Origin of the sequence: Pseudonocardia charpentierae (genome assembly GCF_031845345.1) — a bacterium.
Classification (GTDB): domain Bacteria; phylum Actinomycetota; class Actinomycetes; order Mycobacteriales; family Pseudonocardiaceae; genus Pseudonocardia; species Pseudonocardia charpentierae.
In genome coordinates, this window is record NZ_JAVREJ010000001.1 from 281,755 (window position 1) to 305,534 (window position 23,780).

Sequence of the window (23,780 nt, forward strand, 5' to 3'; positions counted from 1 at the left end):
AGCGAAAGCGGCGTTGGGTGCGTTGAGTGCACCGAAAGCCGCTTTCGCTACATCCGAGTACCTCGGGCGCAGCTCAGCAGGGCGCCGGCAGCGGGGTCCGGTCCACCGACGGGGCGAGGCTGCCACGGCGCACCCACAGGACGACAGCCAGCAGCACCCCGGCCACGCCCCCGGCCAGGAACGCCGCGGACGGGCCGGCCTGCTCGACGAGCCAGCCGGTCGTCGACTGCCCCGCGGCGACGCCCAGCGTGATCGCGGTGATCACCCAGCCGAACGCCTCGGTCGCCATACCCGGCGGCGTCGCGACCTCCAGCGCCAGCGACTGCGCCGTGACCTGCGGCGTGATCACCGCACCCGCGACGAGCATCACGATCGTGAGCCCGACCAGCGAGCTTCCCGCGGCCGCCATCGCCGCGACCAGCACCCCGAACGCCCCGAGCAGCACGGGCAGGCGCAGGTGCAGCGGGCGCGGCCACGGACGCATCGCATAGATCAGCCCCGCCAGCACCGAGACCACGGACCACGCCGAGATCAGGATGCCGCCCAGGATCCGCGAGCCCGCCTCGGCGGCGACCGCCGGCACGCCGACCTCCACCCCGCCGACGACCAGACCGAACCCGAGTCCGGCCAGCGCGACCGTCAGCACGCCGGGCCGCGCGAGCACGCCGAGCATGCCGCCGGAACCGGCCCGCGCCTCCGGCTTCGCCGCGCGCACGGCTGGGGTCAGCGCGAAGCCGGTGGTGCCGACGACCGTGGCGATCCCCGCCACGAGGAGCCCGATGCCGGGCCACGGTGCGGCGGCCAGCAGCGCCGCGAGCGCCGGACCCAGGATGAAGAACATCTCCATGCTGATCGCCTCGTAGTTGTAGGCGACAGCCCGCTTCGGGCCCGCCGGCACCAGCCGGCTCCAGAGCGCGCGGGACGAGCCCGGCAGCGCCGGCTGCACGGCCCCGGCGACCGCAGCAGCGCCGACCACCAGGGCCAGCGGGGCACCGGCCTCCACGGCGACGATCAGGGCGGACACGGCGCCCGCGAACAGCACCGCGGCGGCGAGCAGCGGGCGGGTCGGCCCCAGCCGGTCGACCAGCCGCCCCTGCACCACCGACCCGAGTGCCACTCCGACGAGTGAACCCGCGGACACCAACCCGGCCACGGCGAACGAGCCCGTCGCACCCTGCACGTAGAGCAGCGTCGCCAAGGCGTACATCGCGACCGGCAGCCGCCCGACCGCCGAGAAGAGCGCGGGAACGGCAGCGCCGCGCGTGGTCAGCGCAGCGCGGTAGTCGGACAGGGAGGCCGACTCCCCCGGCGGCGACATCGTGGACACGCCGTCCAGGGTGACACATTCTGGTACGTGCGTACCAGTTTTATTCGGAGATGGCCGTCACCGGGCCCGGCGGGCCAGCCGCTCGGGCTCGAGGATCAGCACGCTCTTGCCCTCCAGCCGCAGCCAACCGCGGTGGGCGAAGTCGGCGAGCGCCTTGTTCACCGTCTCCCGCGAGGCGCCGACGAGCTGCGCGATCTCCTCCTGCGTGAGGTCGTGCGTCACGCGGAGCAGCCCCGACTCCTGCGACCCGAACTGCCGCGCCAGCTGCAGCAGCGCCTTGGCCACGCGGCCCGGGACGTCGGTGAAGATCAGGTCGGCCAGCATGTTGTTCGTCCGGCGCAGCCTGCGCGCCAGCACCCTCAACAGCTGCTCGGCGATCTCCGGACGCTTGCCGATCCACTCGCGCAGCGCCGCCCGGTCCATCGTGTAGGCCCTGACCTCGGTGACGGCCGTCGCCGTCGACGTTCGCGGTCCCGGGTCGAAGATGGAGAGCTCGCCGAACATGTCCGAGGGACCCGCCACCATCAGCAGGTTCTCCCGGCCGTCCGGGCTCTTGCGCCCGATCTTCACCTTGCCGTTCCCAATGATGTACAGGCGGTCGCCCGGCTCGCCCTCGGCGAAGATGACGGCTCCGCGCGCGAACTCCGCGGGCTCGAGCGCCTGCGCCAGCACATCCACCGCGTGGGGCTCGACCCCCTGGAAGATCCCCGCGCGGGTCAGAACATCATCCACTTGACCGCTCCTCGTCCGTCCGCCGTTGACCGCAACGGATCATCGACGAGTCAGTCTATGGGTTGCGTCTGCGCTGTGTGGTGTACCGATCACACACTTCCGCCGAGCGGTTGACACGGCGGACCGGAGTAGTTCCCCGAAAGGTCAGGATGAGACCTTGCTGCGGCGGGTCGGGCGACCGCCGTCGGCGTCGCGGTGGCGCAGCCGGAACATCTCGAGCGCGCGGTTCGTGCCGGACCGGAACAGCGCCCGCACCTCGTCCGGACGGGGCTGCTCGAGAAGCTCGTCGAGCTCGTCCTGCCGCACGGAGGTCTCGCGGAGCCGGGACTCCACCCTCTCCATGCCCAGGGCGAAGAACATCACCAGGAGCGGCACGAGGACGGACAGCCATGCAGTCATCGCTGTCGATGATCCCGCACGGCGGGGCGGCGCGCGGTACCGGGGGCCGCCCCGACGCGATCCCGATACGGATCCGTGACCCTGGCCGCCGTGCGACGTGCGCATTCGGCGGAGGCCGAGCGGCACTCGGACCATGCGCGGCGAAAGCGACCGGGCGGGACGCGGGCAGGTTGTCGGCGGGCGCACGTACCCTCGCGCGTGTGAGCACCCCGAGCCGTCTCCCCTCACGTGCCGCCGCCGCCCGGCTGGCCCGGCGGGTCGCCGCCGGCGAGCCCGCACTGGGCCGGGCGCGCCGGGTGGGCCGCATGTTGCGCGAGCTCGCCGAGACGCACACGGACGCGCACTGCGAGCTCGACTTCACCACTCCCTACGAGCTGGCCGTGGCGACCATCCTGTCGGCGCAGACCACGGACGTGCGGGTCAACGAGGTCACCCCGAAGCTCTTCGCCCGCTACCGGGCGGCGGCCGACTACGCCTCGGCGGACCGAGCCGAGCTGGAGGAGCTCATCCACTCCACGGGCTTCTACCGCAACAAGGCGACGTCGCTGATCGGGCTCGGCCGGGCCGTCGTCGAGAAGCACGACGGGGTGCTGCCGCACACGCTCGACGAGCTGGTCGCCCTGCCCGGGATCGGGCGCAAGACCGCCAACGTCATCCTCGGCAACGCCTTCGACATCCCGGGCATCACCGTCGACACGCACTTCGGCCGCCTGGTCCGGCGGTGGGGCTGGACCGAGGAGGAAGACCCGGTGAAGGTCGAGCACGCCGTGGGCGCGCTGGTCCCCAAGCGCGACTGGACGATCGTGTCGCACCAGGTGATCTTCCACGGGCGCCGCGTCTGCCACTCCCGGAAGCCGGCCTGCGGTGCCTGCACCCTGGCGGCTGACTGCCCCTCGTACGGCACCGGCCCCACGGACCCCGCCCAAGCCGCGGCGCTGGTCAAGGGCCCGAGCCGGGCGCGCCTGCTGCGCCTCGCCGGTGCGCCGGACGACACTCCGCCGGACGCCGCGCCTGCCGACGACCCCCGGGCGCTCGACGCCGGCACCGACCCGGTCGCGGCCGCCGCGGACGTCCCCTGACATGGGCTCACGGACGGGCGCGACGCGGGCGGAGGTGCTGAGCACGGTCGTCGTGGTCGCGCTCCTCGTGCTCGGGATCGTCGCGCTGTGGCCGCGCACGGCGGACCCGGCCCCGACCTCCGCGCAGACGGCGCCGGCCGCCACGGACGCCGACCTCGCGCCGCTGCGCACCGCCGCCGGCCTCGACGCCTGCCCCGCGGCGAGCGGAGCACCGGCGGCAGGCCCGCTCGCCGGGGTGACCGTGCCGTGCCTCGGCGCACCGGGCGCCGTCGATCTCGGGGCCGCTCTCGCGGGCCGGCCCGCTCTGCTCAACGTGTGGGCGTCGTGGTGCGCCCCGTGCCGCGCCGAGCTGCCCGCGCTCTCCGAGTACGCCCGGCGTCCGGACGCCGTCCCGGTCGTCGCGATCGACGTCCAGGATGATCCGCGGTCCGCCCTGGCGCTGCTGGGCGAGCTGGGTGTCACGCTGCCGTCGGTCACGGATCCGGCCGACGCCCTGCGCAGCGCCCTGGCCCTCCCGCCGGCACTGCCGGTGAGCTACGTCGTGCGGACCGACGGCAGCGTCGTCCGGGTCGACCCACCCACGCCGTTCGCCTCGGCGGACGACGTGGCCGCCGCAGTCGAGCGGCTCCGGTGACGCGCTTGCGGCCCGAGCGCGCGCCCGACTGGTTGCGCCCCGTGCTCGACGGCATCCGCGACGTCGACGCCGCCACCCTGAGCCGCCACGGCATCCCGCCGCCCGCGGACGGGCGCCGCAGCGCCGTGCTCATCCTGTTCGGCCACGACGCCGAACACGGCCCGGACGTGCTGCTCACCGAGCGGGCGAGCACGCTGCGTTCGCACGCCGGTCAGGTCTCGTTCCCCGGTGGCCGCACCGACCCCGGCGACGCGGACGCCGTGGCGACCGCCCTGCGCGAGGCCGAGGAGGAGACGGGGCTGGTGCCGGACGGCGTGGTCCCGCTCGCGGTGCTGCCCGACCTGTTCATTCCTCCGACCGGGTACGTCGTGGCACCCGTGATCGCGCACTGGGCGGACCCGACGGCCGTGCACGCGGTCGACCCGAGTGAGACGGCCACGGTCGTCCGGGTGCCTGTCGCGACGCTGGCCGACCCCGTCAACCGGTTCCAGGTGCGCCACCCGTCCGGTTACGTCGGGCCGGCGTTCTCCGTGGCCGGCCTGATCGTCTGGGGATTCACGGGGGGCCTGCTGTCGACGTTGCTGCACCTGGGAGGCTGGGAGCGGCCCTGGAACGCATCGAGGGTGCGGGATCTGGACGAGGCATGGGCCGCGGTGCGGGCCGAGGGTCGGGAGGTCGCGGAGTCGTGAGCCCGTGATCGAATCTTCGGGCCGGTTCACGGACGCGGTACGGGTGACGAGCGAGGAGTCGGCGTGAGCTGGGTCGACGTGCTCGTCGTGCTGCTGGCGCTCGTCGCCGGCATTTCGGGGTGGCGCCACGGCATGGCCGTCGCGCTGCTGTCGTTCGTCGGCGTCATCGGCGGCGCGATCCTGGGCGTGCAGCTCGCCCCCCTGCTCGCGACCAACCTCGAGGCCAAGAACACGCAGGTCGTGGTCAGCATCGTCGTGGTCGTGGTGCTCGTCGCACTGGGCGAGACCACCGGGGTGTACTTCGGCCGCCACATCCGTGACCGGATCAGCGGCGAGCGGACGCTCGCGATCGACTCGGCCCTGGGCTCGGTGCTGCAGGCGGCGACGGTGGTCCTCGCGGCCTGGCTGGTCGCGCTGCCCCTGGCCAGTGCAAGCCTGCCGGGCCTCGCCGCAGGAGTGCGGGCCTCGACGGTGCTGCGCGCCGTCGACGAGGTCATGCCCGCCCCGGCCCGCCAGCTACCCGCGGACCTGCGTCAGGTGCTCGACAGCTCCGGCTTCCCGGACGTGCTCAGCCCGTTCGCGCCCACGCCGATCACCCAGGTCGGCCCGCCGGATCCGACGCTGGCGAACAGCGGGATCGTGGGCGACGTCCAGAACAGCGTCCTGAAGATCCGCGGCAAGGCGCCGTCGTGCAGCCGGCAGCTCGAGGGCACCGGCTTCGTCATCGGCCCGGAGCTCGTGATGACGAACGCGCACGTCGTCGCCGGGACGGACGAGACGAGCGTGGAGGTCGTCAACAGCCGTGGGCGCACCCGGGAGATGTCGGCGGCCGTGATCTCCTACGACCCGTCGACGGACCTCGCCGTGCTGTACGTCCGCGGCCTGCAGGCACCGGTACTGGACTTCGCGCCCGAGACCGCCTCGATCGGCGACGACGCAATCGTGCTCGGCTATCCGCTGGACGGACCGTTCACCCCGACGTCGGCCAAGATCCGCGACCGGATCCAGCTGCGCGGGCCGAACATCTACGACAGCGGCGAGGTCACCCGCGAGGTGTACACGGTCCGCGCGGTGGTGCGCTCGGGCAACTCCGGCGGCCCGTTGATCCGGCCCGACGGGAAGGTCGTCGGCGTGGTGTTCGGCGCGGCGCTCGACGACTCCGAGACCGGCTTCGTACTCACCGCCGCGCAGGTGAAGCCGACGCTGGACCGGGCACCGACGCTGACCCGGCCGGTCGACACGGGCAGCTGCGCGGCCTGACCGCACACAGGAACCGCACCGATGGGTCAGGGCTCGTACATCTCGCCCGCGGCCACCGGCTCCTGCTCGTCGACCCACTGCCAGCCCTCGCCGGCCGCGGCGCCGAGCGCGGTGTTGAGCCCGTCGACTGCGCCGTCGGGCAGGCCGGACAGCCACACGCCCTGGTCGCTCCACAACCACGCCAGCCGGCGGTCCATCCCGCGCTCGCGCAAGATCCGGGCCAGGGCGACATGCACCTCGGTGCTGAGGTACTTGGCGGCGCCGTCGTAGGCGAGCACCTGCTCGGCCTCGTCTACGACGAGTCGGATCACTGTCCGGACGCGTGCGGTGCCGGGGCGATATGTGAGGTCGACGGCGGCCGTCACGTCGGCGAGCCGGCCGCCGCCCAGTCGCACGAGGTCGCCGACCTGCTCACGCAGCACCTCGGCGAGCTGCTCGCCGTGCGAGACGTGGAAGGCCAGGTTCGCGGAGTACGCCGCCGCGTCGAAGCCCGGCACGTAGTAGTCCGCCTCGTCCAGCGCTGCCAGCACGCCCTCGACCGTGATCGGTTCTCCCTGGTCGGCGACCGGACCGTGCAGGTCGGCCGGGTCCGGGGCGCGAGGCGCGAACACACCGGCCGCGGCGAGCACGGCGACGATCCGGGTCAGTTCGCGCTCACCCTCGGGCGAGAGGCGCGGCGGATCGGCCGGCGAGCGCGGTGGTGGCGACGCCACGCGCTCGGCCTTCCGACCGCCGTCCCGCCAGCTGCGCACCGCCCAGCGCACCAGCACCGCCACAACGCACACCCCCAGCAGGAGCGGAAACGCCGCGTCGCGCAGCGTCGGAGCGGAGGCGCCCAGCACGACCGTCCCGATCGCGACGGCCACCGCACACACCACGTCAAGCAGCGCGCCGTAGTGGTGGAGGGTCCAGCGAGACGGGAGCACGCGCGATCAGACGTCGCGGGTGATCGTCTCGTCGCGGCCGGGCCCGACCCCGATCGCCGACACCGGCGCCCCCGTCAGCTCCTCGATGCGCTTGACGTAGGCCTGCGCGTTCGCGGGCAGCTCGGCGAACTCCCGACAGGCCGAGATGTCTTCGAACCAACCGGCCAGCTCCTCGTAGACCGGCTGGGCGTGGTGCACGTCGGTCTGGGTCATCGGCATCTCGTCGACCCGGCGCCCGTCCACCTCGTAGCCGACGCACACCGGCACCGTCTCGAGCCCGGAGAGCACGTCGAGCTTGGTGAGGAAGAAGTCGGTGATCCCGTTGACCCGCGCGGCGTAGCGACCGATCACGGCGTCGAACCAGCCGCAGCGGCGCGGGCGGCCGGTGGTGACGCCGACCTCCCCGCCGACCTTGCGCAGCCGCTCGCCCATCGCGTCGTGCAGCTCCGTCGGGAAGGGTCCCGAGCCGACGCGGGTGGTGTAGGCCTTGAGGATCCCGATCACGCGGGTGATCCGGGTCGGGCCGATGCCCGAGCCGACGGCGGCACCGCCTGCCGTCGGGTTCGAGCTGGTCACGTAGGGATAGGTGCCGTGGTCGACGTCGAGCAGCGTGCCCTGGCTGCCCTCCAGCAGGATCGTCTCTCCCCGCTCGAGCGCCTGGTTGAGCAGCAGCCGCGTGTCCGCGATCCGGTCGGCGAACCGGCGCCCGTGCTCCAGCACGGTGTCGACCACCTCGTCGACGGAGAGCCCGCGCCGGTTGTAGACCTTGACCAGCACCTGGTTCTTCAGCTCCAGGGCGGCCTCGACCTTCTGGTGGAGGATCTTCTCGTCGAGGATGTCCGCGACCCGGACGCCGATGCGGGCGACCTTGTCCTGGTAGGCCGGGCCGATCCCGCGACCGGTGGTGCCGATCTTGGCCTTGCCCAGGAACCGCTCGGTGACCTTGTCCATGGCCACGTGGTACGGCATGATCATGTGCGCATCTGCGCTGATCAAGAGGCCGGACGTGTCGACGCCGCGGGCCTCCAGCCCGGCCAGCTCCTCCAGCAGCACGCCCGGGTCGACGACGACGCCGTTGCCGATCACGTTCTTGGCGCCGGGCGTGAGGATGCCCGACGGGATGAGGTGCAGTGCGAAGTCCTGCCCGTCGGGGAGCACCACCGTATGTCCGGCGTTGTTGCCGCCCTGGTAGCGCACCACCCACTGCACGGATCCCCCGAGCAGGTCCGTGGCCTTGCCTTTGCCCTCGTCGCCCCACTGGGCGCCGATGAGCACGATCGCCGGCATGTGACACTCCAGTCATCGGCTTCTACGGCGCCCCGGTCCGCCGAGGTGCCGGCAGGAAAGGGTAACGGATCACGTGGGGGACGACGACGCGAGCGTGATGCTGCTGACCTGCGGGGACGAACGTGACAGCATCGCACGTCCCGGCGGTCGACGGGGTCGGGTCTTGTCAGCATGGTGGCCATACCGCGGTCGGAGTGCAGCAAAGCCACCATGCTGCATTCCCGGCACCCGAGCGGTGGCGGTACCGGCGCAGCCCGGCAAGGCCGACGTCGACCCCCTGCTGACCGGCTCGCTGCGCCGCCTCGTCGTCGCCGGCACCGACGCCGACCTCGCCGCCGTGCTCGTGCGCCTGCTGCGCCGCGACCGACTGGACGTCGAGCTCGCCTACATCCCCGCCGATCACCGGTCGGCGGCGGCGCGCATCTGGGGGCTGCCGCACGGTGCCGCGGCCGTCGAGCTGGCCCGCGAGGGTGCCGCACGGCCGGCCCCGCTGGTCCGCGACGACGGGGGCGGCGTGCTGGTCGGCCGGGGAGAGGTCCGCGGCCCGGCCGGGCCGATGCACGGCGAGGCCTATTGCGACGGGTCGCTTGCGCTGCGCGGGGCGACGCGGCGGCTGGTGGTGACGCCGTGGCCGGACGCCGAACCGTCGCCCGGTGGGATCGACAGGCCCACACCTCCGGGGGTCGCCGTCCGTGCGAGCCGGTGGGGCGCTCTTCCCGACGGCCGCCACGACCCGGTGCCGCCGTCCGCCGCCGCGGGCCGGGGAAGCGCCGTCGGCCGGGCCGTGCAACTGGGCTGCCTGCCGGCCACGGTGATCCACGACGGCGTGCAGCACCCGCGGCCGATCACCCGTTGGGCCTGGTACCGGCACACGGCCGACTGGCTGCTCGTCCGGGGTTGACGGCGCGCTTACCCATTGCCGACGGACCGTAGTTCCCGGTGTCGGATAACACTTCCGAAACGGCCGGTGTCGTCGGCGTTACGTCGATCCGGCCGTAAGCGCGTTCCGGGCAATCACCCCGTTACGTGGCACGCCCGCATGCGCAACACCCGCTTCCTAGCGTTCACCCGCACGGGTCACCGCAGCCCCGCGGCACCGCACTGACCACTTCTGGGCGGCCCGGAGACACCCGGGGATCCTCCGCGCCGCGCCCCCCGTCTGGCGAACCGAAAGGCCCCTGTGAGCACACCACGCATGCGAAGAACGGCTGTCACGGCCGTGTTCCTGTCCCTGGGCCTCGCGCTCACGGCCTGCGGGTCGAGGGTCGACTCCGCGGGCACCGGCGGCTCCGCCCCGGCTGCGGCGTCGTGCGTCGACACCTCGGGGTCGTCGATCAAGATCGGTTTCCTGAACTCGCGGTCCGGCACCATGGCCATCAGCGAGAACACGGTCTACAACTCGCTGAAGATGGCGTCCGACGAGATCAACGCCGCCGGCGGCGTGCTCGGCAAGCAGCTCACGGTCGTCGCCGAGGACGGCGCCTCCGAGCCGACCGTCTTCGCCGAGAAGGCCCAGAAGCTCATCCGCAGCGACTGCACGGCCGCGGTGTTCGGCGGCTGGACCTCGTCGTCGCGCAAGGCGATGCTGCCGGTCTTCGAGGGCAACAACGCGCTGCTGTTCTACCCGGTCCAGTACGAGGGCCTGGAATCGTCGAAGAACATCTTCTACACGGGTGCGACGACGAACCAGCAGATCGTGCCGGCGCTCGACTACCTCAAGGAGAAGGGCGCCAAGAGCCTCTTCCTGGTGGGTAGCGACTACGTCTTCCCGCAGACCGCCAACAAGATCATCAAGGCGTACGCGGCGGCGAACGGCATGGAGATCAAGGGCGAGGAGTACGCCCCGCTGGGCTACACCGACTTCTCCACCATCGTGTCCAAGGTGAAGAGCGCGGACGCCGACGCGGTGTTCAACACGCTCAACGGCGACTCGAACGTCGCGTTCTTCAAGGAGTACAAGAACGCGGGCCTGACCGCCGACGCGATGCCGGTGCTCAGCGTGTCGATCGCCGAGGAGGAGGTCGGCGGCATCGGCGTCGACAACATCGTCGGCCAGCCGGTGGCGTGGAACTACTACGAGACCATCGACACCCCGGAGAACAAGAAGTTCGTCCAGGACTTCAAGACCGTCTACGGGGCGGACAAGGTCACGTCGGACCCGATGGAGGCCGCCTACACCTCGCTGTACCTGTGGAAGGGCATGGTCGAGAAGGCGAACTCCTTCGCGGTGCCGGACATACAGGCCGCGGCGGGCGGGGTGACCTTCGCCGCCCCTGAGGGCACGGTGACGGTGAACGGCGACAACCACCACATCGCCAAGACCGCGCTCATCGGCAAGATCGCGCAGGACGGCCTGATCTACACCGACTGGTCGTCGGGCAAGCCGATCGAGCCCGACCCGTACCTCAAGACCTACCCCTGGGCCAGCAGCCTCAGCAGCTAGTCGCCCGGACGCGCCCGGTCGACGACGAGTCGGCCGGGCGCGGTTCCTCGTCCCGAGAGGTCTCGCATGGGAGTCCTGGTCACCCAGGTGTTCAACGGGCTCAGCGTGGGGTCGATCCTCCTGCTGGCCGCGCTCGGCCTGGCGCTCACGTTCGGCCAGATGGGCGTCATCAACATGGCGCACGGCGAGTTCATCATGGCCGGCGCCTACACGGCCTACGTCACCAACCAGATCCTCGGCAGCGCCGGCCTGTCGCTGCTGCTGTCGCTGCCGATCGCCTTCGTCGTCGCCGGCCTGCTCGGCGTGCTGCTCGAGGCGACGCTGCTGCGCCGCATGTACCACCGCCCGCTGGACACGCTGCTGGTGACGTGGGGCGTCGCGCTGGTGCTGCAGCAGCTGGCCCGCGACGTCTTCGGCACCGCGGGCGTCGACGTGCCGGCACCGGCGTGGCTGTCCGGCCCCGTCGAGGTCCTCGGTTTCGCCTTCCCGCGGTCGCGGCTGTTCATCCTCGTGCTGTCGATCGCGGCGTTCGCCGCGCTGGCCGCCGGCCTCAAGTTCACCTCGCTCGGCCGCCGCATCCGCGCGACGGTGCAGAACCGGCCGCTCGCGGAGAGCGCCGGCATCTCCACGCGGGCCACGGACCGGCTCACGTTCTTCATCGGGTCGGGACTCGCGGGCGTCGCCGGCGTCGCGGTCACGCTGATGGGCTCGATCTCGCCGAACCTGGGCACCGGCTACATCATCAACGCCTTCCTGGTGGTCGTGGTCGGCGGCATCGGCCAGATCAAGGGCGCGGTGATCGCGGCGTTCGTGCTCGGCATCGTGTCGGCCTGGGCCGAGTACACCACCACAGCCTCGATCGCCCAGGTGATCGTGTTCGCGTTGATCGTGGCGTTCCTGCAGGTCCGGCCGCAGGGCATCTACCAGCTCAAGACGAGGAGCCTCGCGTGAGCAGTGATCGATCCGGGATTTTGCGGAGCGGATGGGCGGTGCTGGGCGGGTTCGTCGTGGCCGCGGTACTGCTGTTCGTCGTCGCCCCGTTCATGCTGTCGCCCTTCCGGCTCGACCTGCTCGGCAAGTACCTCTGCTACGCGATGGTGGCCGTCGGGATCGGCCTGGCCTGGGGCCGCGGCGGCATGCTCACCCTCGGACAGGGCGTGTTCTTCGGCATCGGCGCCTACCTCATGGCGATGCACCTCAAGCTCGCCGACGCCGGCCCCGGTGGCACGCCCGACTTCATGGCGCTGATCTCCTCGGACGGCGTCCCCGGCTGGTGGGAGCCGTTCCGGTCAGGCTTCGTGACGGTGCTCGCCATCCTCGTGCTGCCCGCGCTGGTGGCCGGCCTGCTCGGCCTCGCGACGTTCCGCCGCCGGGTCCGCGGCGCCTACTTCGCGATCCTGTCGCAGGCCCTCGCCGCCGCCTTCGCGATCCTGCTCGTCGGCAACCCGACGAGCACGGGCGGATCGACGGGCCTGAACAACTTCCGCGGCTTCTTCGGCTTCAACCTCTACGACCCGCTGAACAAGCAGATGCTGTTCTTCATCGCCGCCGGCGTGCTGCTCGCGATGGTCGCGCTGGCCCGCCAGCTGATGGTGAGCCGGTACGGCGAACTGCTGGTGGCCTGCCGGGACTCGGAGGAGCGGGTGCGCTTCCTCGGCTACGACCCGGCGAACGTCAAGACCGTGGCCTACATGATCGCGGCGTTCATGGCGGGCATCGCCGGGGCGCTGTTCGTCCCGATCGTCGGCATCGTCTCGCCGAACGACGTGGGCATCGTCCCCTCGATCGGCTTCCTCATCGGAGTGGCGATCGGCGGGCGGACCACGCTGCTCGGGCCGGCGCTCGGCGCGATCGCGGTGGCCTGGGCAGGCACCGCGCTGTCCGAGACGATCCCCTCGGGCTGGACCTACATCCAGGGCTTCCTGTTCATGCTGGTGATCGCGTTCCTGCCGGGCGGCCTGGCCTCGCTCGGTGGTGTCTGGAGCGGGCTGCGGGCGCGGTTGCGCAACTCGCCGCCGCGGGTCGACCCGGCCGAGGTCGCCGAGCCGACGGGAGCACGGGCATGAATGCGGACTACCTGGAGCTGACGGACCTCACGGTCTCCTTCGACGGCTTCGTCGCCGTCGACTCGGTGAACCTGTCGGTGCTCCCCGGCGACCTGCGGTTCCTCATCGGGCCCAACGGCGCCGGCAAGACCACGCTGATCGACGCCGTCTCGGGGCTCGTGAAGGCCACCGGGTCGGCCCGGTTCGGGGGCCACGAGCTCGTCGGCCGGAAGGTGCACCGGATCGCCCGGCTCGGAGTCGGGCGCACGTTCCAGACGGCGACGGTGTTCGAGGAGCTCACCGTGCTCCAGAACCTCGACATCGCGGCCGGGAGGCGCCGCAGCGCGCTGACGTTGATGCGCCGCCGGTCCGGGGTGCCGGACGAGGTGGCGGCGACGCTGGAGACGATCGGGCTCTCCGACCTCGTCGACATCCCCGCGGGCATCCTGCCGCACGGTCAGAAGCAGTGGCTCGAGATCGGGATGCTGCTGGTGCAGGACGCGAAGCTGCTCATGCTGGACGAGCCGGTGGCCGGGATGAGCGCCGAGGAGAAGGCCGACACGGGGCGGTTGCTGCAGCGCATCGCCGAGGACCGCACCGTCGTCATCGTCGAGCACGACATGGACTTCATGCGGTCGTTCGCGAAGTCCGTGACGGTGCTGCACGCGGGCAAGGTGCTGTCCGAGGGCGACGTGGCGACGGTCCAGGCCGACCCGCGCGTACAGGAGGTCTACCTCGGGCCGGGGCACCACTCCGAGGACGAGGTCGCGGCAGTGCTCGGCACGGAGGTCTCCTGATGCTGCAGATGCTCGACGTCGAGGCGGGCTACGGCCGCACCTCGGTGATCCACGGCGTGACGGTCGAGGTGCCCGCGGACGGCGTCGCGGCCGTGATGGGGCACAACGGCGCGGGCAAGACGACGCTGCTGCGGGCTGCGGTCGGGCTGCTGCCGGTGCGGGCGGGGCGGATCCTGCTCGACGGCGAGGACGTCACCGGGCTCGCCCCGCACCAGCGGGTGCGGCGCGGGCTGGCGTACGTCCCGCAGGGCCAGCAGTCGTTCGGGCAGATGACGACGGCGGAGAACCTGCAGGTCGTCGCCGACGGGAAACGCAACGGCCAGACCCTGATCGACGAGGCCCTGGACCTGTTCCCGGTGCTCCGCGACCTGCTGACCCGCCGCGCCGGCCTGCTCTCGGGGGGCCAGCGACAGCAGCTGGCGATCGCCCGGGCGTTGATCACCGAACCACGACTGCTGATCCTCGACGAGCCGACGGAGGGCATCCAGCCGTCGGTCGTGTCCGAGATCGAGCGGACGATCATGGCCCTGACGGGGCGCGGCGGGCTCTCGGTGTTGCTGGTGGAGCAGCACGTCGGGTTCGCACTGAACGCGGCGGGGCGGTACTACGTGCTGGCCTCGGGCCGGGTGACGGCGGAGGGCTCGGGGGGCACCACGGCGTCGACGGACGTCCGGGCTGCGATGGCGATCTGACCCGCGCGGAATGTAGCGAAAGCGGCGTTCGATGCACTCAACGCACTGAACGCCGCTTTCGCTACATGCTGGTCGCGTGCTCAGGCCCGCGTAACGGGCTGCTCCCGGCGCGCGCCGTTCTCGGCCGTCTCGGCGGCGGTCCGCTGCTCGGGGACGTCGGCGTCGTGGACCGGCGCCTCGTCGTCCGGCCCGCTGCCGTGGTGCAGCTCCATGTCGTCTTCGACCAGCGACGGGTCGTCGAGCACCGCCCGCAGCCGCTCGCGGTCCAGCTCCCCGTTCCACCGGGCGATCACCAGGGTCGCGACACAGTTGCCGATCGCGTTGGTCAGCGCACGGCCCTCGCTCATGACCCGGTCGATCCCGACGATCAGGGCGATGCCCACCGCGATCGCCTCGGGACTGAAGAACTGACCGCCGAAGGCCTGCAGCGAGGCTGCGAGCGTGACCAGACCCGCGCCCGTGACGCCCGCGGCACCCTTGGACGTGAGCACCATCAGCGCAGCCAGCCCGATCTGGGCGCCGACCCCCAGCTGCTCCCCGCCCGCCTGGATGATGAACAGCGCGCCGAGGGTCAGGTAGATGCAGGTGCCGTCGAGGTTGAACGAGTAACCGGTCGGGATCACCAGGCCGACGGTCTGCCGGGACGCGCCGGCCGACTCCAGCTTGGTCAGGAACCGGGGCAGCACCGTCTCCGACGACGACGTGCCCACGATGATCAGCAGCTCGTCCTTGATCAGCCGGATCAGCTTGAACACGTTGAACCCGGCCCACGCCGACACAGTGCCGAGAACGACTCCGATGAAGATCGCGCAGGTGCCCCAGAACGTGAGCATCAGCAGGCCGAGGTTGGCCAGTGACGAGGCTCCGAAGGCGGCGACGGTGAACGCCATGCCGCCGAACGCGGCGAGCGGCGCCGCCCACATGATGATCTTGATGATGCCGAAGATGACCTTGGCGATGCCGTCGATCGCCGCGACGGCCCGCTCGCGCATCCGGGTGGAGAGCATGCTGATCGAGCAGGCGGTGAGGATCGCCAGCACCAGCACCTGCAGCACCTTGTTGTCCACGAAGGGCTGCAGGAAGCTCGTCGGGAACAGCTCGTTCTGCAGGAACGCGGACAGGCCGGTCTCCTCGGAGCCGGTCTCGACGGACTTGTTCGCCGCGTCCAGCTGCGCCTGCGACGGCTGCCCCTGGAATCCGGAGCCGGGTGACACGAGGTTGCCGGCGAGCAGGCCGAGGAACAGGGCGATGACCGTCGCGACGAGGAAGTAGCCGAGCGCCTTGAGCGCCAGGCCGCCGGCGCGGGCCAGGTTGCCCAGCGAGGCGATCCCGACCACCACCGTGCAGAAGATGACCGGCCCGATCACCACCTTGATGAGCTGGATGAACAGGTCGGCGAGGATCTTGAGCTGCCGGGCGAACCCGGGGGCCACCAGGCCGACCAGGATGCCCAGCGCGATGCCGATCAGCACCCAGAACCAGAGCTGGGTGACCAGGCGCTTCTTCGGTGGCGCCCCTGGTGCGGCGGCCTGGGGTGGTGCGGCGGCCTCGGCCATGAAACCCTCCCGACCTCGATGACGGGTACGACGCGACCCGCCCGAATGTGGCACCGACTACCCGAAGTGCGCGTCCGTGACGCACGTCATACCCGGCGTCTGCACGCTACGTCCGCGGGTCGGCGTGCACCAGTTGCCGGATGCGATCCCTGCCGTCATCGGCAGCTCGTGCACTAGCGGGAGCGCATCGCCGTCCGCGCCTCGTCGCGGGAGAGCCCCGTCGCCTGCAGCAGGTCCAGGGCGATCGAGCGGACCTGGGCCACGAGCACCTGCTCGGAGGTGCCCAGCAGGTCCGCCGCGTCGTCCGACATGACCTTGGCGTGCGCCACGACGTCGACGACCGCCACCCGCGCCCTGGAGAGATCACCCTCGCGGGTGAGCTCCGCGGTGAGCTTGTCGACGGCGCCCGCCAGCTCGGTGAGGACGTCGGGCAGGTCCGGAACCGCCGGCTCCCCGTCGTGCAGCGCGGTGTAGGCGCGGCGGGCGAGGACGCGGGTGTTGCGCATGGCGTAGTCGGACCGCTCGGCGAGCTCGCCGTAGCGCACCAGCACCCGGCGGCGCCTGCGGTGCAGCGGCGACACCGTGGTGACCTCGCGGCCGCCGTGCAACGCCCCGCGCAGGCTGTCGATCAGCGGTTGGGTGCGCCGGGCGCGCTCCAGAGCGGACAGGGCGCCGTCGGCGTCGCGGTCACGCAGGGCGTCGCCGACCCCGCGCAGCACGGCGGCCAGCTCGTCGAGCAGCGTCCGGGAGGTGCGGCGCACCGGTGCGACCGGATCGGACGGGATCACGGCGGCCACCAGCACCCCGACCAGGCCGCCGATGAGGGCGTCGACGCAGCGGTCGATCCCGCCGGCCTGGCCCGGAGGCAACAGGGTCGCCACCAGCACGGCGGAGGCGCCCGCCTGGTTGACGAGCAGCGTGCCGCCGTTCGCGAAGACCGCCCCCGCCACGGCGAGGGTGACGACCAGCGTGATCTGCCACCAGCCGCTGCCGATCACCGAGATCAGCAGGTCGCCGACGAGGACACCGAAGCTCACGCCGACGACCAGCTCGACGGCCCGTTGCAGCCGGTTCGCCAGCGACACCCCGAGGCTGATCACCGCCGCGATCGGGGCGAAGAACGGGCGCTCGTGCCCGACCAGGTCGAACGCGACCAGCCATGCTCCGCCCGCGGCCAGCCCGCACTGCACGATCGGCAAGGCGGATGTCCGCAGGCGATGCAGAGAGGCACGCAGCCGGCGCGACACGTCGGCGGCGACCCGCCGCGGTGTGACGCGGCCGGGTCGGATCACCCCAGGTCGAGCGCTGCAGGCGCCGCCGGGTCGGAGTCGGCGAGGAACGTCGCGGTCCGCTCCGCCTCCTCCAGCTCGCCGATCGCGGCGGAGGCCCGGTGCAGCGCGGCGAGCGCACGCAGGAACCCGCGGTTGGGCTCGTGCGCCCACGGCACCGGTCCGAAGCCCTTCCAGCCCGATCGGCGGAGCTGATCGAGGCCCCGGTGGTAGCCGGTGCGGGCGTAGGCGTACGCCGCGACCGGCGTGCCGTCGGCGAGCGCCGCCTCGGCCAGCGTCGCCCACGCCGCGCTGGATGCGGGGTGAGCGGCGGCGACCTTCACCGGGTCGGCGCCCGCCGCCAGCTCGGCGACGGCGGGATCGACGGGCAGCAGCGTGGGCTCGGGACCGAGCAGGTTGCCGTGCAGACTCATGGCTCCATCCTGCCCGGCCCCCGACGGCTCAGACGCCCAGGCTCCTGCCTGCGCTCTTGAGGTTCTCGCAGGCGTGGGTGATGCGCTCGGCCATGCCCAGCTCGGCCGACTTCATGTAGGTCCGCGGGTCGTAGACCTTCTTGTTGCCGATCTCCCCGTCGACCTTGAGCACGCCGTCGTAGTTGGTGAACATGTGCCCGGCGATGGGGCGCGTGAACGCGTACTGCGTGTCGGTGTCGATGTTCATCTTCACGACGCCGTACGAGATCGCCTCGTGGATCTCCTCGAGCAGCGAGCCCGAGCCGCCGTGGAACACCAGGTCGAAGGGCTTGCTGCCGTCAGGAAGGCCGAGCTTGGCGACGGCCGTGTCCTGGCCGGTCTTCAGCACCGACGGGCGCAGCTTGACGTTGCCCGGCTTGTAGACGCCGTGCACGTTGCCGAAGGTCGCGGCCAGCAGGTAGCGGCCCTTCTCGCCGGAACCCAGCGCGTCCACCGTGGCCTCGTAGTCGGCCGGTGTGGTGTAGAGCTTCTCGTTGATCTCGTGGGCGACGCCGTCCTCCTCGCCACCGACGACACCCACCTCGATCTCGAGGATGATCCGGGCCTTCGCGGCCTGCTCCAGCAGGTCGGCGGCGATCTTCAGGTTCTCGTCGAGCGGCACGGCCGAGCCGTCCCACATGTGCGACTGGAACAGCGGGTTCCCGCCGCGGTCCACCCGCTCGCGCGACAGCGCGATCAGCGGCCGGACGTAGCTGTCGAGCTTGTCCTTCGGACAGTGGTCGGTGTGCAGCGCGATGTTGACCGGGTACTTCTCGGCCACGACGTAGGCGAACTCGGCCAGCGCCGAGGCGCCGGTCACCATGTCCTTCACGCGGGTGCCGGAGCCGAACTCCGCTCCACCGGTGGAGAACTGGATGATCCCGTCGCTCCCCGCCTCGGCGAAGCCGCGCAGCGCGGCGTTGACGGTCTCCGAACTCGTGCAGTTGATCGCGGGGTAGGCGTACTCGCCGCTCTTGGCACTGTCCAGCATCTGGTTGTAGATCTCGGGGGTCGCGATTGGCACGGCCGAGCCCTCCTCGACGTCGTCGGCTTCTCCAGGCGCAGTATTCCCCACGCGGGTCGTCACGGGGTCGCCGTCCACCGGAGAGCGGGAGTCGCTCGACGGGCCGCCCCGAGGGCACCCGTCCGCGACGGGACCTACGCCGTCAGACGTCCGCGCCGCACTCGCTAGGCTGCACGGGTGATCGGTGGTGGATTCGAGCGCGACGGCAACCCGGGCCGTACCGCGGACCACCGTGCGTACCCGGGTGTTCACGCCCCTGGGCACCAGGGTGCCGAGAGCGCGGTCGAGCAGACGCTGAGCCGGCTGCGGGCGCTCGACGCCCGGGGCCCGTCCGTCGCACCGCCCCCGCCGGGGACGCCGGTTCCGGCCGAGCCGCGCAACCTCGCCGACCTCTACCGCGACCACCGCATGCGGATGGTGCGCCTCGCGGTGCTGCTCGTCGACGACCCGAGCACGGCCGAGGACGTGGTACAGGAGGCCTTCACCGGCCTGCACCGGCACTGGGCCGGGCTGCGCGACGAGGCGGCGGCGGTCGCCTACCTGCGCACGGCGGTCGTCAACGGTTCGCGGTCGGTGCTGCGCCGCCGCCGGACGGCGCGCGACTACGTCCCGCCGCACCAGGTCAACGCCCGCTCCGCGGAGTCGCTGGCGATGCTGTCGGCCGAGCACCAGTCGGTCGTCGACGCGCTCGGCACGCTGCCGCCGCGCCAGCGCGAGGTGCTCGTGCTTCGTTACTACGGCGGGATGTCCGAGGCGGAGATCGCCGACGCCACGGGGATCAGCCGGGGCACCGTCAAGTCGACGGCCAGCCGCGCGCTGGACGCCGTGCAGCGGGCGATGGCCGGTCGGCCCGGGAGGGGCTGAGCGATGGGCAACGGGGCCGGCGTTGAGTAGAGGGACCAGCCGCGACGGCGAGGGGGGTGCGGCCGAGCGCCGTCTCTCCGAGGCCCTGCGGGCGCAGGCGTCCCTCGGGGCCCGGTCCGCCCCGGCACCCGCACCACCCGCCGTCCACAAGCCCACCACTCCCAAGCGTGCCGTCCAGAAGCCCGCGGGCCGCAAGGCCGGGCAGAAGCCCGTGGGCTCGAGCCCCGCCCCGGCGCAGCCGGCACCCGCGTCGGCACCGGGGCGCGGCGGTGCCGGAGCACCGTCGACGGCCGGGCAGTCGGGGCCGCACGGACGCGGGGGCCAATCCGGTCCGCAACGCCCCGCCGGGGCCGCCCTGCACGGCGGTGCGGCTCACCTCGCACCGCCGCCCGGCCGAACCGGCCACAGCGGCGGCCAGCGCGCCCGTCCGCGCGACGACCAACTGCCCACCACCAAGGTCGCGACCGCCGAGCCCGGGCTGGCCGGAGCCCCGACCACCCAGCAGCCGGCCACCCCGTCGGCTCCCGCACACCCGCTGCCCGGCTCCGCGCCGGCGGCGCCGCGCCCGCCACTCCTGGACACCCGGGTGCGGGTGGCGCTGATCGTCGGGCTGATCGTCGGGGCGTTCCTGGGTTGCGCGCTCGCCCTGCTGTCGGTACTCGAGCCCGGACTGCTCCCCGCCCTGGGCTGAGCGGCGACCGTCCGTATCCGGGACGCCGGCGGCTCCCACGATCCGGGCGCGTCGCCGTCCCGTCGGGATGACCGATCCGCCCGCGGCGGGACACGTTCCGGCACGTCGGTACCGTTGCCCGTCGTGACCGCTCTTGCGCTCGGCCCCGAATGGCTCAAGCCCGACACGATCCTGACGTGGTTGGGCCCGTGGGCTCTCGTGGGACTGGCGCTGATCATCTTCGCCGAGTGCGGCCTGCTGCTCGGGTTCTTCCTGCCGGGCGACTCCCTTCTGTTCACCGCAGGCCTCTTCGTCGCGAGCGGCGCCATCCGCACCCCGCTCTGGGTGATGTGCCTGCTCCTCGTGGCGTCGGCGGTGCTGGGCAACGCCACCGGCTACTGGATCGGCCGCAGTGCCGGGCCCGCGGTGTTCGACAAGCCGCAGTCACGGCTGTTCAAGCCCCACCACGTGGCGAAGACCCAGGAGTTCTTCGACCGCTACGGCAACCGCGCCATCGTGCTCGGCCGGTTCGTGCCCATCGTCCGCACCTTCATCACGGTGATGGCCGGCGTGGGCCGGATGGAGCCGCGCCGCTACCTGACCTACTCGTTCATCGGCGGTGTCGCCTGGGCCGCGGGGGTCACCCTGCTGGGGTTCTGGCTCGGGCAGTTCGCCTTCGTCAAGGCGAACATCGAGCTCATGCTCATCGCGATCGTGTTCATCTCGGTGCTGCCGGTGATCATTGAGGTGGTGCGGGCCCGCCGCGGTCGTACGCATCCGACCGGACCGGCCTGAGCGGAGGCGCCGGCGTCGCTACCCTCGGACGTGTGGACGGCGGCGTGGTGACCGATCTGGCGCTGCCGTTCCTCGGCGACGCCGGGCCTGCGACGGTCTGGGTCGTCGTGCTCGTGTTCGTCTTCCTCGAGTGCGCGTTCATCCTCGGCCTCTTCCTGCCCGGCGACTCGCTGCTCTTCGCGGCCGGTGTGCTGCTGGCCGACCACGGGCACGAGTCCGGCGCCTGGCTGCTCGGCGGCGTCGCCACGGCGGTCGCGGTGGTCGGCAACCAGGTCGGCTACGTCACCGGCCGCTACACCGGCACCCGCATGCTCGCCCGCAAGGAGGGCCGGGTGCTCAACCGGGCGAACCTGGCCCGGGCGACCGCGTTCTTCGAGCGCTGGGGCTTCTGGGCGATCGTGGTGGCCCGGTGGATCCCCTGGATCCGCACGCTCGCGCCGATGATCGCCGGCGCGGCCCGGATGGACAACCGCCGCTACATCACGGCGAACGCGGTCGGCGCGGCCTGCTGGGTACCGACGCTGATCCTGCTCGGCTACTACGGGGCGGGCCTGCTCGACGCGGTGCCGTGGCTCAAGCCCGTGGCGGCGGTGCTGGCGGTGGCCGGGTTCGTGCTCGGCAGCGCCGTGGGCCTCTACCGCTTCCGGCAGGAGATGCGCCGCCCGATCGACGAAGACGCCGCGCACCCCGAAGACGCGTTCCGCGACGAGGCGGCCGCTCGCGAGCGGACGGGCCCCGACGACGAGCGCCCCTCCGACGCGTCCTGACAGCCCTCAGCCGGCGCGCTGCACCGCCGCCGCGGCCTCCAGGAGCATCCACGCCGAGAGCTGCACCGAGAGGTCGGCCTCCGCCCGTCCCGGCCGGGGTGCGCGGGCCGGCCGGCGCCAGTCCTGCGCGAACACCGGCCCGCCGCCGACCTCCAGCCGGCCCTCCCAGGCCGCTGCGGCGCTCGCCAGCACGACGCGCGAGGCCGTCCGCGCGAGCTCCGGGCGGCGCAGTGCGGCGTCGGCCAGGTAGCGGGCCAGGATCCCGTTGAACAGGCCTCCGTCGCCGCCGTCGCCGTAGCCCGGGACGACCCCGTCCGGGCCGACCATGTTCGCGTCCACCGCGTCGAGCAGCGCGGCCGCTCGGGCCGCCCAGCGCTCGGCGCCGGGGGAACCGTCGACCTCCGCCAGCGCCACGCAGGCCCCGAGGTGGACTCCCTGGCAGTAGGTGTACGTGGTGCCCTCGACCGCGCGCACCGCACCGTCCGGACGTACCCGGACGCCGTCGCGGACCAGCCCGGTCGCCGGGTCGAGCAGCGTGTCGTGCACCCAGTCGGTGATCGACCCCGCCAGCGCGACGTGGCCGCCGCGGGCGAGCAGGATCGCCGCGGGGCCGTTGGCGGGGGCGTTCTTGAAGTCGTCGCCGCGTCGCCACCAGATCCCGCCGCCGCCGTCCGTGCTCCACCCGGTGCGCAGCTGCAACGTGATCGCACCCAGCGCCGGGCGCGCGGACCGCCGCGCGAGGGTGCCCGCCCGCTGCACGGCCAGGCCGAACCACGCCACGTCGTCGTAGTAGTCGTTCGTCCACGAACCGAGGTTGCGCAGCCGGACGGTCCGGGCGACGGCGGCAATCGTGTCGGCGCGCTCCGGCCTCGGGGAGCGCAGCTGGGCGTCGACGAGGCAGTCGAGCAGGTGCGCCTGCCACCAGTAGTGCCAGGGCCACGGCTTGACGGGCGGGAGCCGTGGCCAGCGGATCCGGCCGATCCGCGTGCCCGGCACGACCCCGGCGAGGCGACGCAGGTGCCTGCGGACGACCGCACGCTCGGCCGCCGCGGCGCGGGCGGCCCAGTCGACGTCCGGAGCGACCCGGCCGCTCAGGTACGTGTCGGAGCCGAGCGGATCGGGCACGGAATCACCCGCGCCCCCGCCCGTCGCACCCACCGGTCCCTCCACCATGTCGCCCCCCTCCGTGCAAGGGTGTCGGAAACCCGGCCCGCGCGTCGAGAAGCGTTACCGATCATCAACATCCTTGTGAGACGGACAGTGTGGCGAGCCCGTCAAGGCTGCTCGATCCGGGCATCCCTGTGCGTCGCCCGACGGACGTCACCACGCGCTGGACAGGTCCGCGTGCGCACGCACCCAGGCGTGCATGACGATCCCGGCGGCCACGCCCGCGTTCACCGAACGGGTGGATCCGAACTGCGCGATCGACACCGTCAGTCCGGCGGCGGCCCGCGCGGCGTCGGACAGACCCGGACCCTCCTGGCCGAACAGCAGCACGCACTCCCGCGGCAGCACCACGGTCTCCAGGCGGGCGGCGCCGGGCGTGTTGTCGACGGCCACCACGACGAGCCCGCGCGCGGCGGCGAAGGCGGTCAGGCCGTCGACCTCGGCGTGGTGGTGCACGGCGACGTACCGGTCGGTGACCATCGCCCCGCGCCGGTTCCAGCGACGCCGCCCGACGATGTGCACGCCCGCCGCCGCGAACGCGTTGGCCGTGCGGACGACCGTGCCGATGTTGTGGTCGTGGCCGAAGTTCTCGATGGCGACGTGGAACGGGTGGCCGCGCCGGGCGAGGTCGGCGGCGACCGCGTCGCGGCGCCAGTAGCGGTAGGCGTCGACGACGTTGCGCCGGTCGCCGTGGGCGAGCAGCTCGGGGTCGTAGCGCTCGTCGGACGGCCACTCGCCCGCCCACGGACCGACCCCGACGGCCCCGGGCACGGCCCACTCGGTGGCTCCCGGCGCGTGCGCGTCTTCGGTGTCGGTCACGAGCCGATGATGCCCGTCCACCCGAGACGACGAACGGCCCGCCGGTCGGAGCGTGTCCGACGGGCGT

Annotated in this window: 25 protein-coding genes; 14 read left to right on the forward strand and 11 right to left on the reverse strand. The window is 72.5% G+C overall.

All coding sequences use genetic code 11. The annotated features are described in order from the left end of the window. Positions 1 to 73 precede the first annotated feature (73 nt). From RM445_RS01350 to RM445_RS01360, 3 genes are all read right to left on the reverse strand, one after another. Entirely contained in the window at positions 74 to 1,318 is a 1,245-nt protein-coding gene (locus RM445_RS01350; protein WP_311554379.1) for an MFS transporter, read from the reverse strand. A 66-nt stretch (positions 1,319 to 1,384) separates the two neighbouring features. Further along, positions 1,385 to 2,059 carry a Crp/Fnr family transcriptional regulator gene (locus RM445_RS01355; RefSeq protein WP_311554070.1) on the reverse strand — a complete coding sequence of 225 codons (675 nt, stop codon included), beginning with the start codon at positions 2,057 to 2,059 and terminating at the stop codon, positions 1,385 to 1,387. A 144-nt stretch (positions 2,060 to 2,203) separates the two neighbouring features. Next, positions 2,204 to 2,458: a hypothetical protein gene (locus RM445_RS01360; protein WP_311554071.1), complete on the reverse strand. Its 255-nt coding sequence runs from the start codon at positions 2,456 to 2,458 to the stop codon at positions 2,204 to 2,206. A 200-nt stretch (positions 2,459 to 2,658) separates the two neighbouring features. Here RM445_RS01360 and nth point away from each other — a divergent pair, with 200 nt between their 5' ends. The 4 genes from nth (at position 2,659) to RM445_RS01380 (ending at position 6,120) form a co-directional block, all read left to right on the forward strand. Further along, complete coding sequence (nth, locus tag RM445_RS01365; protein ID WP_397469193.1) at positions 2,659 to 3,537, forward strand: endonuclease III; 879 nt, start codon at positions 2,659 to 2,661, stop codon at positions 3,535 to 3,537. Position 3,538: 1 nt separating this feature from the next. Next, positions 3,539 to 4,171 carry a TlpA family protein disulfide reductase gene (locus RM445_RS01370; protein WP_311554072.1) on the forward strand — a complete coding sequence of 211 codons (633 nt, stop codon included), beginning with the start codon at positions 3,539 to 3,541 and terminating at the stop codon, positions 4,169 to 4,171. After that, entirely contained in the window at positions 4,168 to 4,860 is a 693-nt protein-coding gene (locus tag RM445_RS01375) for an NUDIX hydrolase (protein ID WP_311554073.1), read from the forward strand. The genes RM445_RS01370 and RM445_RS01375 overlap by 4 nt, the downstream gene beginning before the upstream one ends. A gap of 63 nt (positions 4,861 to 4,923) precedes the next feature. Next, positions 4,924 to 6,120, forward strand: a complete 1,197-nt coding sequence (locus RM445_RS01380) for a MarP family serine protease (RefSeq protein WP_311554074.1) — start codon at positions 4,924 to 4,926, stop codon at positions 6,118 to 6,120. Between the two features lie 26 nt (positions 6,121 to 6,146). Here the strand turns inward: RM445_RS01380 and RM445_RS01385 are convergent, their stop codons facing one another. Beyond that, the gene (locus tag RM445_RS01385; RefSeq protein WP_311554075.1) at positions 6,147 to 7,046 is read right to left on the reverse strand and encodes a hypothetical protein; all 900 of its coding nucleotides are present in this window, start codon (positions 7,044 to 7,046) and stop codon (positions 6,147 to 6,149) included. A 6-nt stretch (positions 7,047 to 7,052) separates the two neighbouring features. Continuing rightward, positions 7,053 to 8,333, reverse strand: a complete 1,281-nt coding sequence (locus RM445_RS01390) for an adenylosuccinate synthase (protein WP_311554076.1) — start codon at positions 8,331 to 8,333, stop codon at positions 7,053 to 7,055. 235 nt (positions 8,334 to 8,568) lie between these two features. Between RM445_RS01390 and RM445_RS01395 the strand changes: the two genes are divergently transcribed. From RM445_RS01395 to urtE, 6 genes are all read left to right on the forward strand, one after another. Then, the gene (locus tag RM445_RS01395; protein WP_311554077.1) at positions 8,569 to 9,234 is read left to right on the forward strand and encodes a hypothetical protein; all 666 of its coding nucleotides are present in this window, start codon (positions 8,569 to 8,571) and stop codon (positions 9,232 to 9,234) included. 294 nt (positions 9,235 to 9,528) lie between these two features. Continuing rightward, the gene (gene urtA, locus RM445_RS01400) at positions 9,529 to 10,776 is read left to right on the forward strand and encodes an urea ABC transporter substrate-binding protein (RefSeq protein WP_311554078.1); all 1,248 of its coding nucleotides are present in this window, start codon (positions 9,529 to 9,531) and stop codon (positions 10,774 to 10,776) included. Positions 10,777 to 10,842: 66 nt separating this feature from the next. Further along, positions 10,843 to 11,727 carry an urea ABC transporter permease subunit UrtB gene (urtB, locus tag RM445_RS01405; RefSeq protein ID WP_311554079.1) on the forward strand — a complete coding sequence of 295 codons (885 nt, stop codon included), beginning with the start codon at positions 10,843 to 10,845 and terminating at the stop codon, positions 11,725 to 11,727. Further along, entirely contained in the window at positions 11,724 to 12,842 is a 1,119-nt protein-coding gene (gene urtC / locus RM445_RS01410; RefSeq protein ID WP_311554080.1) for an urea ABC transporter permease subunit UrtC, read from the forward strand. The genes urtB and urtC overlap by 4 nt, the downstream gene beginning before the upstream one ends. Next, positions 12,839 to 13,618, forward strand: a complete 780-nt coding sequence (gene urtD, locus RM445_RS01415; RefSeq protein WP_311554081.1) for an urea ABC transporter ATP-binding protein UrtD — start codon at positions 12,839 to 12,841, stop codon at positions 13,616 to 13,618. The genes urtC and urtD overlap by 4 nt, the downstream gene beginning before the upstream one ends. Beyond that, complete coding sequence (gene urtE, locus RM445_RS01420) at positions 13,618 to 14,310, forward strand: urea ABC transporter ATP-binding subunit UrtE (RefSeq protein ID WP_311554082.1); 693 nt, start codon at positions 13,618 to 13,620, stop codon at positions 14,308 to 14,310. The genes urtD and urtE overlap by 1 nt, the downstream gene beginning before the upstream one ends. An 80-nt stretch (positions 14,311 to 14,390) precedes the next feature. Here the strand turns inward: urtE and RM445_RS01425 are convergent, their stop codons facing one another. The 4 genes from RM445_RS01425 to fbaA all read right to left on the reverse strand — a co-directional run bounded on the left by RM445_RS01425 (position 14,391) and on the right by fbaA (position 18,631). Continuing rightward, positions 14,391 to 15,866 (reverse strand): cation:dicarboxylate symporter family transporter, encoded by a 1,476-nt coding sequence (locus RM445_RS01425; protein WP_311554083.1) that lies wholly within the window; start codon positions 15,864 to 15,866, stop codon positions 14,391 to 14,393. Positions 15,867 to 16,039: 173 nt separating this feature from the next. Further along, the gene (locus tag RM445_RS01430) at positions 16,040 to 17,056 is read right to left on the reverse strand and encodes an FUSC family protein (protein ID WP_311554382.1); all 1,017 of its coding nucleotides are present in this window, start codon (positions 17,054 to 17,056) and stop codon (positions 16,040 to 16,042) included. A 98-nt stretch (positions 17,057 to 17,154) separates the two neighbouring features. Next, positions 17,155 to 17,568: a DUF3151 domain-containing protein gene (locus RM445_RS01435; protein WP_311554084.1), complete on the reverse strand. Its 414-nt coding sequence runs from the start codon at positions 17,566 to 17,568 to the stop codon at positions 17,155 to 17,157. A 28-nt stretch (positions 17,569 to 17,596) separates the two neighbouring features. Continuing rightward, on the reverse strand, positions 17,597 to 18,631 hold the full coding sequence (gene fbaA, locus RM445_RS01440) for a class II fructose-bisphosphate aldolase (RefSeq protein ID WP_311554085.1): 1,035 nt from the start codon (positions 18,629 to 18,631) through the stop codon (positions 17,597 to 17,599). A 294-nt stretch (positions 18,632 to 18,925) separates the two neighbouring features. Here fbaA and RM445_RS01445 point away from each other — a divergent pair, with 294 nt between their 5' ends. The 4 genes from RM445_RS01445 (at position 18,926) to RM445_RS01460 (ending at position 21,727) form a co-directional block, all read left to right on the forward strand. Then, entirely contained in the window at positions 18,926 to 19,495 is a 570-nt protein-coding gene (locus RM445_RS01445) for a SigE family RNA polymerase sigma factor (RefSeq protein ID WP_311554383.1), read from the forward strand. A gap of 22 nt (positions 19,496 to 19,517) precedes the next feature. Further along, positions 19,518 to 20,186, forward strand: coding sequence for a hypothetical protein (locus RM445_RS01450; protein WP_311554086.1), 669 nt, complete (start codon positions 19,518 to 19,520; stop codon positions 20,184 to 20,186). 123 nt (positions 20,187 to 20,309) lie between these two features. Beyond that, positions 20,310 to 20,960: a DedA family protein gene (locus RM445_RS01455; protein ID WP_311554087.1), complete on the forward strand. Its 651-nt coding sequence runs from the start codon at positions 20,310 to 20,312 to the stop codon at positions 20,958 to 20,960. Positions 20,961 to 20,992: 32 nt separating this feature from the next. Next, the gene (locus RM445_RS01460) at positions 20,993 to 21,727 is read left to right on the forward strand and encodes a DedA family protein (RefSeq protein WP_311554088.1); all 735 of its coding nucleotides are present in this window, start codon (positions 20,993 to 20,995) and stop codon (positions 21,725 to 21,727) included. Between the two features lie 6 nt (positions 21,728 to 21,733). Here RM445_RS01460 and RM445_RS01465 read toward each other — a convergent pair whose 3' ends face one another. Together RM445_RS01465 and RM445_RS01470 are read right to left on the reverse strand one after the other, a co-directional pair. After that, positions 21,734 to 22,900 carry a glycoside hydrolase family 76 protein gene (locus RM445_RS01465; protein WP_311554089.1) on the reverse strand — a complete coding sequence of 389 codons (1,167 nt, stop codon included), beginning with the start codon at positions 22,898 to 22,900 and terminating at the stop codon, positions 21,734 to 21,736. A gap of 147 nt (positions 22,901 to 23,047) precedes the next feature. After that, positions 23,048 to 23,713, reverse strand: coding sequence for a TrmH family RNA methyltransferase (locus tag RM445_RS01470; RefSeq protein WP_311554090.1), 666 nt, complete (start codon positions 23,711 to 23,713; stop codon positions 23,048 to 23,050). Positions 23,714 to 23,780: the final 67 nt, after the last annotated feature.